The following is a 14656-nucleotide window of genomic DNA, read 5'->3' as shown; positions in this document are numbered from 1 at the left end:
GCACCCTTGCCCCGGCAGCGGAGAGAGCAATGAACACGATCACGAAAAACCGGACACGACACCGCGGCCCGCCACGTATCGGCACCGATCACGCATCCATTCCCCATTCCCCATTCCCCATTCCCGGCTCCCACCCATGAAGATCAAACGCTTTGTCGCCCCCGACATGCGCACCGCCTTCCGGATGGTGCGCGACGAGCACGGGCCGGATGCGGTGATCCTGTCCAACCGGCGCACCGACGAGGGCATCGAGATCGTGGCCGCCAGCAACTACGACGAGGCCCTGGTGCAGCGGGCGCTGGATGCGGTGCGCCCGGACGAGGCGCCGCGCGCCGCCGCGGCGAGCCAGGCGCCGGCCGCTGCGGCCACGCGTGCCGCACGCGGCGACGCCGCCGCCAGCCCGGCGATGGCGATGATGGCCGCGATCAGCGAGCGCCGCGGCAGTGCCGCGCCGGCCGCCCCGGCCGCTTCCCCGGCACGGCCGCTGACCCAGCCGGCGGCGCTGGCCGCCTCGGCGATGCCCGCCGCGGCCGCCCCGGCTGCCGCCGCACGCCAGGCCGCCCCGGCCAAGGTCGCAGCGCCGGTCACCGGCCGCGCGGAGTTCAGCATCCCCGAGGACGTGTTCCGCAACGCCCCGATCAGCGTGCCCATGCCCAGTCCGTTCGCCGCCGCCACCGCGGCGCCGGCCGCCGAGGCCGTGCCGGCCTGGCGCGACGACGTGCCCGCGGTGGCGCTGACCCCGGTGGCGAGCCCGGCCCCGGCCGCGCCCGTCGCGACCGCCGATGCGCCGGCCGCTGCCGGGATCCCGGCGGCCGCGGCGCTGGCGGCAGTGCCGACCTTCCCCGCCCCGCAGAACGACGAACAATTGACGCAGCTGCGCGACGAACTGTCGCTGATGCGGCAGATGATCGAGCGCGAGATGAACCGCCTCACCGACGAGCGCCTGCGCGGCTCGCCGGTCCGCGCCCAGGCGCTGGAGCTGATGGACGACTACGGCTTCGACAGCGGCATCACCCGCGACGTGGTCATGCAGATCCCCGCCGACCTGGAGCTGCACCGCGGCCGCGGGCTGATGCTGGGCCTGCTGTCCAAGCGCCTGCCGATCGCCGCGCTGGACCCGCTCGAGGAAGGCGGCGTGATCGCCCTGATCGGCCCGACCGGCGCCGGCAAGACCACCACCATCGCCAAGCTGGCCTCGCGCTTCCTGGAGCGCCATGCCGCCCGCGACGTGGCCCTGGTCACCACCGACACCATCCGCGTCGGCGGCCGCGAACAGCTGCACAGCTACGGCCGCCAGCTCGGCATCGCCGTGCACGAGGCCGACAGCGACGCCGCGCTGCAGCAGCTGCTGGAGCGCCTGGCCGACTACAAGCTGGTACTGATCGACACCGCCGGCATGGGCCAGCGCGACCGCGCCCTGGCCGCCCAGCTGCACTGGCTGCGCGCCTCGCGGGTGGTCCGATCCTTGCTGGTCCTCCCCGCCAACGCCCATTTCTCCGACCTGGACGAGGTGGTGCGCCGGTTCGCCGGCGCCGACCCACAGGGAGTCATCCTGACCAAGTTGGACGAGACCGGGCGGTTCGGCAGTGCCTTGTCGGTGGTCGTGGACCACCGCCTCCCCATCACCTGGGTGACCGATGGACAGCGTGTGCCGGACGACCTGCACCGCGCCAACGCCGCCAGCCTGGTATTGCGCCTTGAAGATTTGCGGCGCGCTGCCGATAAGCCCTGTACTCCGGAGCAGACCCATGCCGTCGCGTGACTACGTCAATCTGACCAATGCCTTCCCCCTGTCGGCGACGCGCAGCGAACCGCTGGGTCCGGTGCGCACCATCGCCGTGACCGGCGGCAAGGGCGGCGTGGGCAAGACCAACATCTCGGTGAACCTGTCCATGGCGCTGGCCGACATGGGCAAGCGCACCCTGCTGCTGGACGCCGACCTGGGCCTGGCCAACGTCGACGTGCTGCTCGGGCTGACCCCCAAGTTCACCGTGGCCGACCTGGTCGCCGGGCGCTGCACCCTGGAAGAGGTGCTGATCGACATGCCCAACGGGCTCATGGTGGTGCCCGCCGCCTCCGGCCGCCGCTACATGGCCGAGCTGCCGCCGGCCCAGCACGTGGGCCTGGTCAACGTGTTCTCCGAGCTGCAGCGCGAGCTGGACGTGATGATCGTCGACACCGCCGCCGGCATCACCGACAGCGTGCTGACCTTCTGCCAGGCCGCGCAGGACGCGGTGGTGGTGGTCTGCGACGAGCCGGCCTCGATCACCGACGCCTACGCCCTGATCAAGGTCCTCTCGCGCGAGCGCGGCGTGGACCGGGTGCAGATCGTCGCCAACATGGTCCGCGACCTCAACGAAGGCCGCCTGCTGTACGACAAGCTCAGCCGGGTCTGCGAGAAGTTCCTCGGCGATGTGTCGCTGAACTACCTGGGCTGCGTGCCGCAGGACGACTGGCTGCGCCTGTCGGTGCAGCGCCAGCAGCCGGTGGTCAAGGCCTACCCGTCCAGCCCGTCGGCGCAGGCGATCTCCGAGATCGCCCGGCGCACCGCGCGCTGGCAGGCGCCGACCGCCCCGCGCGGCAACGTCGAGTTCTTCGTCGAACGCATCATCCAGCGCGGGGTGGCCGCATGAACGCCGCCGCCCACTACCGCGCCGTCCAGCGCAACAGCGCCAACGACTACATCACCCAGCACTCGGACCTGGTCCGGCGCATCGCCCACCACCTGGCGGCGCGGCTGCCGGCCAGCGTCGAGATCGACGACCTGATCCAGGCCGGCATGATCGGCCTGATCGAGGCCTCGCGCAGCTACGACGCCGAACAGGGCGCCTCGTTCGAGACATACGCCTCGATCCGCATCCGCGGCGCGATGATCGACGAGATCCGCCGCGGCGACTGGGTGCCGCGCTCGGTGCACCGCCGCGCCCGCGACGCCGCCTCGGCGATCCGCAAGATCGAACAGAGCACCGGCCGCGCCGCCGCCGCCAACGAAGTGGCCGCGGCGATGGACATGCCGCTTCCCGAATACCTGCGTTTGATGGAAGATGCCGCCCGCGGCCAGGTGCTGAGCCTGGAGTCGCGCATCGAGGACCATGGCGAGCTGGATACCATCGCCAAGGGCGGACCCAATCCGCAGCAGATGCTCGAGCGCAGCGAATTCGGCCGCGAGCTGGGCAAGGCCATCGCGCAGTTGCCCGAACGCGAGCAGTTGGTGCTGTCGCTGTACTACGAGCAGGAATTGAACCTCAAGGAAATCGGCGCGGTGCTCGGGGTCAGCGAGTCGCGCGTGTGTCAGATCCATGGCCAGGCCACGGTACGGTTGCGCGGACGCCTGAAGGCGTTCGAGGTCGCCGATGCCGGTCTGGAAGACGAAGAATAGGAACCCTTAGGAGTCAGTGGTGAACAAGAACATGCGGATTTTGATCGTGGACGATTTCTCGACGATGCGACGCATCGTCAAGAATCTGCTCGGCGATCTGGGCTTCACCAATACCGCCGAGGCCGAAGACGGCAACAGCGCCCTGGCCGCGCTGCGCTCGGCGCCGTTCGAGTTCGTGGTCACCGACTGGAACATGCCGGGCATGACCGGCATCGATCTGCTGCGCAACATCCGCGCCGACGACAAGCTCAAGCACCTGCCGGTGCTGATGGTCACGGCAGAGGCCAAGCGCGAGCAGATCATCGAGGCCGCGCAGTGCGGCGTGAACGGCTACATCATCAAGCCGTTCACCGCGCAGACGCTGCAGGAGAAGCTGGGCAAGATCTTCGAACGCCTGGGAGCGACCGCCTAAATGGAAGCCACCGCCGAACGTACCGCCCTGATCGAACGCCTGCAAGGCGCGCTGGACGCGCTGGAAAACGGCGACGAGGCCGGCTGGCGCAGGGAGATCGACACCCTCGCCGCCTGGCGCACGCGGCCGATGATGCAGGGCCTGAGCCGGCTCGCACGCGACCTGGGGCAGGCGCTCGGCGAACTGCCGGTGGTGCCCAGCGAGGCCGGCGAGCTGGACGACGCCTGCTCGCGCCTGGACCACGTGGTGGAGATGACCGAACAGGCCAGCCACCGCACCCTGGACCTGGCCGAGGAATGCCGTGCGCTGGCCGACCAGCTCGCCGCCGGCGGCCTCAGCGGCGACCAGAGCGAGATCCTCGACAAGATCCGCCACAACCTCACCGAAATGGCCCTGGCGCAGAGCTTCCAGGACCTGACCGGGCAGATCATCCGTCGCGTCGCCGGCATCGTGCGCCGCGTGCACGAAGGCTTCGGCGCGCTGGGTCTGCCGCCGAAGGAAGAAAACAAGAAGGCCGACGGCAGCCTGGCCGGCCCGGCCCTGCCCGGCCTGGACCGCCACGGCGTGTCGCAGCACGACGCCGACGACCTGCTCTCGGGCCTGGGACTGTAACGCTATGAGCGCCGTACCCGACGACATCGCTGCCGACTTCATCATCGAGGCCCAGGAGATCCTGGACCGGCTCGGCGAGCAGTTGGTGTCGCTGGAGCAGGCGCCCGAGGACAGCGGCCAGCTCAACGCCGTGTTCCGCGGCTTCCACACGCTCAAGGGCGGCGCCGGCTTCCTGGCGATCAACGCCATGGTCGAGCTGTGCCACGCGGCGGAGGAAACCCTGGGCATGGCCCGTGCCGGCCAGGCCACCCTGCAGGCGCGGCACTTCGACGCCGCGCAGCAGTCGCTGGACTACCTGCAGTCGATGCTCGATGCCTTCGGCAGCGGCCAGGAGCCGCCGCGCGCGCCGCCGGAGCTGATCGCGCAGTTCGACGCGCACGGCGACGACGCGCCGGCGCCGGCACCCGCGAAGAGCGCCGCGCCCGCGCCCGCCGCCGTCCCGGCCACCGCCGCGGCCGCGGGAGACCTGATCAGCGACGACGAATTCGAAGCGCTGCTGGACCAGTTGCACGGCGATGCGCCGCCGACGGCCACGCCGCAGGCGCTGCAGCCGGCGCCGCGCGCGCCCAGCGCCGCGCCCAAGGCCGCGGCCGCCCCGGCCAAGGCCGCCGAGCCCGAACACACCGTGCGCGTGGACACCAAGCGCCTGGACGCGATCGTCAACCTGATCGGCGAACTGGTGCTCTCGCGCAACCGCCTCAAGACCCTGCGCGTGCGCCTGCGCGACGAGGAACTGGACCGCGCGGTCAGCAGCCTGGACATCGCCACCGCGCGCCTGCAGTCGGCTGTGATGCGCACGCGCATGCAGCCGGTCGGCAAGGTGTTCTCGCGCTTCCCCAAGGTGGCGCGCGACGTCGCCCGCTCGCTCAACAAGGAAGTGGAGCTGGAGCTGATCGGCGCCGACACCGAACTGGACCGCAACCTGGTCGAGGCGCTGGCCGATCCGCTGGTGCACCTGGTGCGCAACGCGATCGACCACGGCATCGAAGCCCCGGCGCTGCGCGAAGCCACAGGCAAGCCGCGCGGCGGCCATGTGCGCCTGTCGGCGCAGCAGGAAGGCGACTACGTCAGCATCGAGGTGCAGGACGACGGCGCCGGCATCGACCCGGAACGGCTGCGCGCCAAGGCCCGCGAGAAGGGCCTGATCGACCCCGAGGCCGCCGCCCGCCTGACCACCGAGGAATGCCTGCACCTGGTGTTCCTGCCCGGCTTCTCGACCAAATCCGAAGTCACCGACATCTCCGGCCGCGGCGTCGGCATGGACGTGGTGCAGTCGCGCATCCGCGAACTCAGCGGGCAGATCCAGATCCAGTCGGAACTGGGCCGCGGCAGCCGCTTCCTGATCCGCGTGCCGCTGACCCTGGCGATCCTGCCGACCCTGCTGGTGCAGGCCGGCGATACCGTCTACGCGCTGCCGCTGGCGCGCGTGGTGGAAGTGCTGCACGCCCCGCGCCGCTCGCTGGGCTGGTTCGACGGCCGCGCCGTGCTCGACCGGCAGTCGCACACCCTGCCGCTGGTGGACCTGCGCCAGTGGCTCAACATCGACGCCCCGCAACTGCCGCTGCTCACCGTGGTGGTGCTGCAGGCCGGCGAATCGCGCATGGGCCTGGTCGTGGACCAGGTCCGCGGCCGCGAGGAAGTGGTGATCAAGCCGCTGCCGCGCTCGCTGCGCGGCCTGCCCGGCTACGCCGGCGCCACCCTCATCGGCGACGGCCGCCTGGCGCTGATCCTGGATGTGGATGGCTTGAAGGCTTGAGGGCCGGGATTGGGGAATGGGGAATGGGGAATCGCAGGAGCGGGTTCCCTGGCGCTTCGTTTTCCCCTGATTCCGCCGTAGAAGCGGCTTCAGCCGCGACGCGGTGAGGCTGGGATTCGGGAATCGCAACAGCAGCTCCCGTGTACCTCACTCCCCAATGTGGGAGCGGCTTCAGCCGCGACGCGATAGAGCCGGGATGAACGGTTGGCGTGCGCGCGCTTTTGCGATTCCCGAATCCCCATTCCCGAATCCCGGCTTCATCGGCTCCCCATTCCCCATTCCCGGCCCCCAACCCATCAAGTCCCAAGCCCCCTGGCCGATACCTCCTGCATGGACAAGCTCAGTCTCATCGGCCTGCTGTTGGCGATTCTGTCGCTCATCGGCGGCAGCATCCTCAAGGGCGCCGGCATTTCGGCGCTGTGGTCGCCGGCTGCGTTCGTGATCGTGATCGTCGGCACCGTCGCGGCGATCCTGGTGCATACCCCGCCGTCCGTGTTCCGCCGTGCGTTCCAGATCGCCAAGTGGATCCTGTGGCCGCCGCCGAGCGACCGCCAGGCGTTGCTCAAGCAGATCGTGGAATGGAGCAACATCGCGCGCCGCCAGGGCCTGCTCGGGCTGGAGAACCAGGTGCCGCAGCAGCAGGATCCGTTCGTGCGCAAGGGCCTGCAGATGCTGGTGGACGGCGTGGAGCCGGAAGCGATCCGGCACATGCTGGAGATCGACCTGGAAGGCCAGGAACATTGCGACCTGGCCGCGGCCAAGGTGTTCGAGGGCATGGGCATCTACGCGCCAACACTGGGCATCATCGGCGCGGTGCTGGGCTTGATCGCGGTGATGAAGAACCTGGCCGACCCGAGCAAGCTCGGCCACGGCATCGCCGCCGCGTTCACCGCCACCATCTACGGCATCGCCTCGGCCAACCTGCTGTTCCTGCCGATGGCCGCCAAGCTCAAGAGCGTGATCAAGCACAGCTGCGGCGAACGCGAAATGATCATCGAAGGGTTGATCGCCATCGCCCAGGGCGAGAACCCGCGCAACATCGAATCGAAACTGGCCGGATTCTTGCATTGAGTTGCCAATGGCCCGCAAGCACTCCCACGACGAGCACGCCAACCACGAGGCATGGGCCATCCCCTATGCCGACCTGATGACGTTGCTGCTCGCCTTCTTCGTGGTGATGTACGCGCTGTCCACGATCAACGAAGCCAAGTACCGGGTCATGGCCGACGCGATGAGCGCCGCGTTCGGCGGCACCCCGACGACCCTGCGTCCGGTGCAGGTCGGCGACCACGCGCTGCAGGGCCAGGGCGGCGAGCGGCCGACCCCGATCAAGTCCAGCCCGGCGCTGACCCTGCCCGATCCCAACCGCCTGCCCTCGGGCAACGCGCAGCGCGGCGACGACCTGCGCGACGCGCAGCAGCTGCGACGCGCGCAGCGCCAGCTCGACAGCATCGCCGATCGCCTCGGCGCCGCGCTGGCGCCGCTGATCCAGAAGAAGCTGATCACCGTGCGCCGCGCCGGGCTGTGGATCGAAGTGGAGATCAACAGCGACATCCTGTTCGGCTCCGGCTCGGCCGCGCTCGACCAGAGCGCGCGCGCCACCCTGTCCGAACTGGCGCAGGTGCTGTCCGGCGTGCCCAACGGGGTGCGCGTGGAGGGCTACACCGACAACACCCCGATCGCCACCGCGCAGTTCCCCTCGAACTGGGAACTGTCGGCGGCGCGCGCGGCCAGCGTGGTCCACCTGTTCGCCGACCAGGGCCTGCAGCCCTCGCGGCTGTCGATGATCGGCTACGGCCAGTTCCGCCCGCGCGCCAGCAACGACACGCCGGCAGGCCGCAACGCCAACCGCCGCGTGGTGCTGGTGATCCTGGCCGACTCCGGCGACAGCGGCGATGCGACGCCGTCGGCCTCCGATCGTTTGAGCGCCGGCGCCGCACCGGCCACCCCGACACCCCCCGCCGCGGCGGCCCCCGGCAACGCCGGCGGCCCCCGCGCAGTACCTGCCATTGAAGGAGTCAACTGATGCGCATCTGGGCGATCGCCAACCAGAAAGGTGGCGTGGGCAAGACCACCACCACGCTGGCCCTGGGCCGTGGGCTGGCCATGCTCGGGCACCGCGTGCTGATGCTCGATCTCGATCCGCACGCCTCGCTGACCCGGGCCTTCGACGTGCCGCAGGAACCGCAGCCGCCGGGCGTGCTCGACCTGTTCGCGACCCCGCCGGGCGAACTCGCCGCGCTGGCCCGCGACACCGCGGTCGAGCGTCTGAGCTTCGTCTGCGGGCAGACCGCGCTGGCCACGCTGGAACGGCGCAGCGCCAACCAGCCCGGCCTGGGCCTGGCGCTGCAGCAGGCCATGGCCCGCCACGCCGGCCAGCACGACTACATCCTGCTCGACTGCCCGCCGACCCTGGGCCTGCTGATGATCAACGCGCTGGCGGCGGCCGACCGCGTGATCATCCCGACCCAGGCCGAGCCCCTGGCCCTGCACGGCCTGGCCAGCATGGTCCGCACCGTGGACATGGTCGAGCGCTCGCGGCGCCGGCCGCTGCCCGCGTCGATCCTGCCGACCCTGTTCGACAAGCGCACCCGCGCCGGCAACGAGACCTTGCGGCAGATGCAGGACAGCTACGGCGAGCGGGTGTGGGAAGACGCCATCCCGGTCGACACCAAGATCTGCAACGTCAAGGCGCTGACGGTGGCCGGCGTGCCGGGCGACTACCCGGGTCGCGGCCTGGCCGCCTACCGCCGCGCGCTGGAATGGCTGATCGCCAGCGACGCCACGCCGATGGAGCAAGCCGCATGAGCACCCCCGGGGTCATCGACGATTATCTGGAAGGCCTGCTCCACGACGTGATCGCCGAGGAACAGAAGGCCGTGCCGCCGAGCCCAGCGCCGGTCGCGGTCGCCGACGTGCAAGCGGACGCCGCGACGACGGCGCCCGCCCCGGCCGCGGCCGGACCGACCCCGGAGCAGATCGCTGCCGCGGTCCTGGCCGAAGCCGACTCCGATCCGGCCCTGGCCGGCATCATGTCGCAGCAGGCGCTGGCGCCCGCACCGGCCGGCCCGACCCCCGAACAGATCGCCGCCGCGGTCCTGGCCGAAGCCGATGCCGATCCGGCCCTTGCCGGCATCATGTCGCAGCAGGCGCTGGCGCCCGCACCGGCCGGTCCGACGCCCGAACAGATCGCCGCCGCGGTCCTGGCTGAAGCCGACTCCGATCCGGCCCTGGCCGGCATCATGTCGCAGCAGGCGCTGGCGCCCGCGCCGGCCGGTCCGACGCCCGAACAGATCGCCGCCGCGGTCCTGGCCGAAGCCGACTCCGATCCGGCCCTGGCCGGCATCATGTCGCAACAGGCGCCCGCGCCTGCCCCGACCGGCCCGACCCCCGAGCAGATCGCTGCCGCGGTGCTGGCCGAAGCCGATTCCGATCCGGCCCTGGCCGGCATCATGTCGCAGCAGGCGCTGGCGCCTGCCCCGGCCGGCCCGACGCCCGAGCAGATCGCTGCCGCGGTCCTGGCCGAAGCCGACTCCGATCCGGCCCTGGCCGGCATCATGTCGCAAGCAGCACCGGCGCCCGCCGCGCTGACGCCGGCCCAGCAGGCCGAGCGCCAGGCCGACCTGGACGCGGTCGCGGCGATGGAGCGGCAGCGTGCCGCCGTGCCGCGCGATCTGGCCGCCGAAGACGATGCCGCCGCCGCGCGCGCGGTCAAGCGTCCGCCGATGGCGGTGCCGCCGGAACGCCGCGCCGAAGCCAGCCGCGCCCAGGCCGCCGGCGCGAAGCTGCCGCCGAACCTGCAGGCCTTCATGGCGCCAAGCGTGCCGCATGGCTCGGCCATCGCCCCCGAACGCCTGGCCGAGCGCCGCACCCGCTGGCTGCGCCTGCGCTGCGGCGAGCAGGCCTACGCCCTGGAGCTGCTGAAGGTGCAGGAAGTGGTGCTGCCGGTGCCGCTGCTGGCGCTGCGCGGCACGCCGCCGGCCATGCTCGGCATCATGAACCTGCGCGGCCAGGTGGTGCCTGTGCTCGACCTCGGCGTGCACCTGGGCGCAGCGCCGATTGAGATGGACATGCAGACCCGGGTGGTGGTGCTGGAAGAGAACGGCGAGACCCTGGGCCTGCGCGTGTCCGCGGTGGAAGACGTGGCCAGCCTCAGCGACCAGCAGATCGAGCCGCCGGACAACGCCCGCATCTGCCGCATTTCCAACCATCTGTTCCGCGGCGTGGCGCGGCTGGCGCAGCAGCCGATGATCCTGCTCGACGCCGAGCAACTGCTGCACTGACCCGGGCCGGCGGGCGGCAACTGGGAACGGTGCCGCACTTTCCAAGCGCCGCTAAAGCTTTTCAGGCCACGGCCGTTATCTGCCATAGAACCATTGGTGCGGAGCAATGATGAGCACAGTCCCACTTGGCGAAGATCTCGGTATCGAGACCAGCGCCGACCTGAAACAACGCCTGACCGCGTTCCTTGCGTCGGACGACGTGCTGCGGCTGGACGCCGGCGAAGTCCGCCGCATCCATACCGCATCCGTACAGGTGCTGTGCGCATTCGTCGATGCCCGTCGCAAGGACGGCAAGCGCACCGAATTCGAGGCCTGCAACGCCACCTTTCGCGACGCGGCACGCCTGCTAGGGGTCAGCGAATCGCTGGGCCTTCCTGCAACCCCTGACAATCTGAAATCTGTGGAGAACGCGGCATGAGCGCACGTATCTTGGTAGTGGACGATTCGGCGTCGATGCGCCAGATGGTCTCCTTCGCCCTCACCTCGGCCGGCTTTGCCGTCGAAGAAGCCGAAGACGGCGCGGTCGCGCTGGGCCGCGCCAAGGGCCAGCGCTTCAACGCGGTGGTCACCGACGTCAACATGCCGAACATGGACGGCATCACCCTGATCCGCGAACTGCGGCAGCTGCCGGACTACAAGTTCACCCCGATGCTGATGCTGACCACCGAGTCGGCGGCGGAGAAGAAGTCCGAGGGCAAGGCGGCCGGTGCGACCGGCTGGCTGGTCAAGCCGTTCAATCCCGAACAGTTGATCGCCACCGTCCAGAAAGTCCTGGGCTGATCCCTCCCCTCCTTTTCCGGATTCCCGCCCCATGAGCATGGACCTGCAACGTTTCCACGCCACCTTCTTCGAGGAAAGCCGCGAAGGGCTGGATGCGATGGAAGCCGGATTGCTGTCGCTGGAAGAAGGCAATCGCGACCCCGAGACCATCAACTCGGTGTTCCGCGCCGCGCACTCGATCAAGGGCGGCGCCGCCACCTTCGGTTTCGAGGCGATGGCCGGCCTCACCCACGTGCTGGAGACGCTGCTCGACGAACTGCGCGCCGGCAAGCGCGAAGTCGAAGCGCACGCGATCGACGCCATCCTCGGCTCGGTGGACGTGCTGCGCGCCCTGCTGCGCGAAGCCGAACACGGCGTCCCGGCCGATCCGGCCGCGGTCAAGGCCGTGCACGAGCGCCTGCAGCACGCGTTGAACGGCGGCCCGGCCGCGCCCACCGTCGCCACCCCGGCGGCGAACCAGCCGGCCGAGCCGGAAGCCTGGCAGATCGGCTTCACCCCGGCGCCGTCGCTGTTCATGAGCGGCAACGACCCGCTGCGCATCATCCGCGAACTCGAACACCTCGGCCCGCTGCAGGTCGCCTGCCGCAGCACGCGCCTGCCCGGCTTCGCCGAACTCGATCCGCTCGAGGCCTACCTGGCCTGGGACCTGGGCCTGGTCGGCAAGATCCCGCGCAGCGCGATCGAAGACACCTTCGCCTGGGTCATCGACGATTGCGAACTGGAGATCCGTCCGGTGCCGCCGCCGAGCCTGGCCACCGCGCCGGCGCCGGTGCTGACCGCGCCGCCGACCGCCGCCACCGCGGCGCCGGCCGCTGCCGTGGCTGCCAACGCGCCGGCCGGCAACGCCGCCGCCGCGCACGAAGCGGAAAGCTCAATCCGCGTCAGCGTCGACAAGGTCGACGCGCTGATCAACCTGGTCGGCGAACTGGTCATCACCCAGGCCATGCTCAAGCAGGTCTCCACCGGCCTGGACCAGGCGGTGGCCGAGCGCCTGTTCGCCGGTCTGGACCTGCTCGAACGCAACACCCGCGACCTGCAGGAAGCGGTGATCGGCGTGCGCATGCTGCCGGTGGACGCGGTGTTCCGCCGCTTCCCGCGCCTGGTCCGCGACCTCTCCACCCGCCTCGGCAAGCAGGTGCGCCTGCGCACGATCGGCGAGGGCACCGAGCTGGACAAGGGCCTGATCGAGAAGATCGCCGATCCGCTGGTGCACCTGGTGCGCAACTCGATCGACCACGGCCTGGAACTGCCGGAGGCGCGCCGCGCCGCCGGCAAGGACGAGACCGGCACCATCACCCTGGCGGCCTCGCACCAGGGCGGCCACATCGTCATCGAAGTCAGCGACGACGGCGCCGGCCTCAACCGCAACCGCATCCTGGCCAAGGCCGCCGAACGCGGCATCGCGGTGCCGGACAACCCGAGCGATGCGCAGGTCTGGGACCTGATCTTCGCCCCGGGCTTCTCCACCGCCGACGCGGTCACCGACCTGTCCGGCCGTGGCGTCGGCATGGACGTGGTCCGCCGCAACATCCAGGGCCTGGGCGGCGAAGTGCAACTGGAAAGCGAATCCGGCCGCGGCACCCGCGTGCTGATCCGCCTGCCGCTGACCCTGGCGATCCTCGACGGCATGACCGTGGCGGTGTCGGGCGAGACCCTGATCCTGCCGCTGGCCTACGTCATCGAGGCGCTGCAGCCCAAGGCCGACGACATCCGCACCATGGCCGGCGAAGGCCGCGTGCTGCGGGTCCGTGGCGAATACCTGCCGATCCTCTCGCTCAGCGACTCCTACGGCTTCGGCCGCATCGAGCAGAGCGAAGAACCGCTGGTGGTGGTGGTCGAGGCCGACGGACAGAAGCTGGCGCTGGAAGTGGACGAACTGATCGGCCAGCAGCAGGTGGTGGTCAAGAACATCGAGAACAACTACCGGCGCATCAGCGGCATCTCCGGTGCCACCATCCTCGGCGACGGCCGCGTCGCCCTGATCGTGGACATCGGTGGCCTGGTCCGCTCGCTGCGGGTGCAGCAGGCGGCCTGACCGCCCCGCCCTCCCGCACCACGCCACACACGAGCCCCGGCAGCGATGCCGGGGCTTTTCGTTTGCGGTGCGCGCTGCACGCAGATGCCCGCCATCCGACCTGCAAACACCGCAACGCGGCCCTAAAGAACCCGCCGCGATTGCCGATAGCCCATTGAGCGCACAGTTTTTGTCTACATGTGCGTGCCGGTCACACCTGGGGAGGTGGAACCGGCGCTTCAGGGGAGCGATCGGAGGAGCTGCCGGTCGCTGAAGCCGTGCCGCAGCAACGGGGAAAACGGGTCGTGTGTCGTGTTGGCGTGGCTTGAGCGCATGTTTTCGCATGCCTCTCGCCTGTTTTTCGCACTTCATCACAGATGAAACCAGCATTACGACCGGTTTTCCCTGCTACCGATCACGCCGTGACTCGTCCATTTTCAGGGGGTTCCAACATGACGTCGCTCTTGCAACGCTACAACGTGGGCCGCCGCCTCGGCGGCGCGTTCGGCCTATTGATCCTGCTGTCCTGCCTGCTGGTCGCGGCCGGCCTGCTGTCCATGTCGCGGGCGCGGAACGAGCTGGACCATATCGTCAAGATCAACGTCGAGAAGATCCGCATCAGCAACGGCATGCTCGACGACAACGCCAACATCCTGGTCGCCCTCGGCACCTTGGCAATGGTGAGCAGCGACCAGCTCAACCGGGAAGCACTGGCGGAAATCAAGCAGCATCGCGCGCACTACATGGAGATGCGCAGGCAACTCGATGCGTTCCAGGACACCAGCGAGCGCATCCGCACGCTGCGCGCGGAGATCGATGCGCAACGGGCGGTCGCAGGCAAGCTCAACGATCAGGTGATTGCGCTCGGCGCGGCCAATCGCAACGACGAAGCGCAAGCCCTATTGAACGAAAAGGCGCGACCGGCCACCGCCGCCTGGCAGGCCAAGATTCGGGAAAACGCCGATATCCAGGACGCGCAGATGAAGCAGGCCTATGCCACGGCCACCGAGGCGATGACCGATGGCCGCAACATGCTGCTCGGCGGCGGCCTGGCCGTGCTGATCGTCAGTGGCCTGCTGGCCTGGACCATCACCCGCAGCCTGACCGGACCGCTGAACCAGGCCACCCGCGCCGCCGAAGCCATTGCCGATGGACGCCTGGACAACGACGTGGCCACCGATGCGCGCGACGAACCCGGCCGCCTGCTGGTCGCGATGGGCCGCATGCAGACCCAGTTGCAGCGCTTCTCCAGCGAAACCGCGTTGATGATCGAACTGCATGCCGACAAGGACATGTCCCACCGCATGCCGCAGGACTTCCCGGGCGTGTACGGCGAGCTGAGCAAGGGCATCAACACCATGATGTTCGAGCACCTGGACGCCATCGTCGACGCCATCGGCGTGCTCAACGAATACGCCAA

At 69.9% G+C, this 14656-nt stretch carries 13 protein-coding genes and 1 pseudogene; all 14 read left to right on the top strand.

Going from position 1 to position 14656, the window contains the following annotated elements; all coding sequences use genetic code 11:
• Positions 1 to 136 precede the first annotated feature (136 nt).
• A complete protein-coding gene (gene flhF / locus SLW55_RS20120) occupies positions 137 to 1762 on the top strand; it encodes a flagellar biosynthesis protein FlhF (RefSeq protein WP_320745620.1) in 1626 nt (541 codons plus the stop codon).
• Complete coding sequence (locus tag SLW55_RS20115; RefSeq protein ID WP_010341540.1) at positions 1749 to 2633, top strand: P-loop NTPase; 885 nt, start codon at positions 1749 to 1751, stop codon at positions 2631 to 2633. Before flhF ends, SLW55_RS20115 begins: the two co-directional genes overlap by 14 nt.
• On the top strand, positions 2630 to 3379 hold the full coding sequence (locus tag SLW55_RS20110; RefSeq protein ID WP_010341541.1) for an RNA polymerase sigma factor FliA: 750 nt from the start codon (positions 2630 to 2632) through the stop codon (positions 3377 to 3379). Before SLW55_RS20115 ends, SLW55_RS20110 begins: the two co-directional genes overlap by 4 nt.
• Before the next feature lie 19 nt (positions 3380 to 3398).
• Positions 3399 to 3791 carry a chemotaxis response regulator CheY gene (gene cheY / locus SLW55_RS20105; protein WP_010341542.1) on the top strand — a complete coding sequence of 131 codons (393 nt, stop codon included), beginning with the start codon at positions 3399 to 3401 and terminating at the stop codon, positions 3789 to 3791.
• The gene (locus SLW55_RS20100) at positions 3792 to 4403 is read left to right on the top strand and encodes a protein phosphatase CheZ (protein ID WP_010341543.1); all 612 of its coding nucleotides are present in this window, start codon (positions 3792 to 3794) and stop codon (positions 4401 to 4403) included.
• Positions 4404 to 4407: 4 nt separating this feature from the next.
• Complete coding sequence (locus SLW55_RS20095) at positions 4408 to 6159, top strand: chemotaxis protein CheA (RefSeq protein ID WP_043091957.1); 1752 nt, start codon at positions 4408 to 4410, stop codon at positions 6157 to 6159.
• Between the two features lie 330 nt (positions 6160 to 6489).
• A complete protein-coding gene (locus SLW55_RS20090) occupies positions 6490 to 7230 on the top strand; it encodes a flagellar motor protein (RefSeq protein ID WP_010341770.1) in 741 nt (246 codons plus the stop codon).
• Between the two features lies 1 nt (position 7231).
• Positions 7232 to 8041 (top strand): annotated as a pseudogene (gene motD / locus SLW55_RS20085) (flagellar motor protein MotD); the annotation flags it as partial.
• Between the two features lie 143 nt (positions 8042 to 8184).
• Positions 8185 to 8967 (top strand): ParA family protein, encoded by a 783-nt coding sequence (locus SLW55_RS20080; RefSeq protein WP_017910758.1) that lies wholly within the window; start codon positions 8185 to 8187, stop codon positions 8965 to 8967.
• A 224-nt stretch (positions 8968 to 9191) separates the two neighbouring features.
• Positions 9192 to 10442 carry a chemotaxis protein CheW gene (locus SLW55_RS20075; RefSeq protein ID WP_320745626.1) on the top strand — a complete coding sequence of 417 codons (1251 nt, stop codon included), beginning with the start codon at positions 9192 to 9194 and terminating at the stop codon, positions 10440 to 10442.
• Positions 10443 to 10551: 109 nt separating this feature from the next.
• Complete coding sequence (locus SLW55_RS20070; protein ID WP_010341777.1) at positions 10552 to 10860, top strand: STAS domain-containing protein; 309 nt, start codon at positions 10552 to 10554, stop codon at positions 10858 to 10860.
• Positions 10857 to 11222, top strand: coding sequence for a response regulator (locus SLW55_RS20065; RefSeq protein WP_010341778.1), 366 nt, complete (start codon positions 10857 to 10859; stop codon positions 11220 to 11222). Before SLW55_RS20070 ends, SLW55_RS20065 begins: the two co-directional genes overlap by 4 nt.
• A gap of 31 nt (positions 11223 to 11253) precedes the next feature.
• Positions 11254 to 13257 carry a chemotaxis protein CheA gene (locus SLW55_RS20060; RefSeq protein WP_148827701.1) on the top strand — a complete coding sequence of 668 codons (2004 nt, stop codon included), beginning with the start codon at positions 11254 to 11256 and terminating at the stop codon, positions 13255 to 13257.
• A gap of 431 nt (positions 13258 to 13688) precedes the next feature.
• The coding region (locus tag SLW55_RS20055; protein WP_320745619.1) for an MCP four helix bundle domain-containing protein at positions 13689 to 14656 on the top strand (968 nt) is incomplete at its 3' end.

It is taken from the genome of Xanthomonas sp. LF06-19 (genome assembly GCF_034105425.1).
In the GTDB taxonomy this organism is placed as follows: domain Bacteria; phylum Pseudomonadota; class Gammaproteobacteria; order Xanthomonadales; family Xanthomonadaceae; genus Xanthomonas_A; species Xanthomonas_A sontii.
This window is presented reverse-complemented; position numbering and strand designations above follow the sequence as displayed.

Bases quoted from the DNA above. Each gene is read 5' to 3' on its own strand.
- SLW55_RS20065 (WP_010341778.1), top strand. From the start codon at position 10,857: ATGAGCGCACGTATCTTGGTAGTGGACGATTCGGCGTCGATGCGCCAG.
- SLW55_RS20095 (WP_043091957.1), top strand. From the start codon at position 4,408: ATGAGCGCCGTACCCGACGACATCGCTGCCGACTTCATCATCGAGGCC.
- flhF (WP_320745620.1), top strand. From the start codon at position 137: ATGAAGATCAAACGCTTTGTCGCCCCCGACATGCGCACCGCCTTCCGG.
- SLW55_RS20060 (WP_148827701.1), top strand. From the start codon at position 11,254: ATGAGCATGGACCTGCAACGTTTCCACGCCACCTTCTTCGAGGAAAGC.
- SLW55_RS20110 (WP_010341541.1), top strand. From the start codon at position 2,630: ATGAACGCCGCCGCCCACTACCGCGCCGTCCAGCGCAACAGCGCCAAC.
- SLW55_RS20080 (WP_017910758.1), top strand. From the start codon at position 8,185: ATGCGCATCTGGGCGATCGCCAACCAGAAAGGTGGCGTGGGCAAGACC.
- SLW55_RS20100 (WP_010341543.1), top strand. From the start codon at position 3,792: ATGGAAGCCACCGCCGAACGTACCGCCCTGATCGAACGCCTGCAAGGC.
- SLW55_RS20115 (WP_010341540.1), top strand. From the start codon at position 1,749: ATGCCGTCGCGTGACTACGTCAATCTGACCAATGCCTTCCCCCTGTCG.
- SLW55_RS20070 (WP_010341777.1), top strand. From the start codon at position 10,552: ATGAGCACAGTCCCACTTGGCGAAGATCTCGGTATCGAGACCAGCGCC.
- SLW55_RS20075 (WP_320745626.1), top strand. From the start codon at position 9,192: ATGTCGCAGCAGGCGCTGGCGCCCGCACCGGCCGGCCCGACCCCCGAA.
- SLW55_RS20090 (WP_010341770.1), top strand. From the start codon at position 6,490: ATGGACAAGCTCAGTCTCATCGGCCTGCTGTTGGCGATTCTGTCGCTC.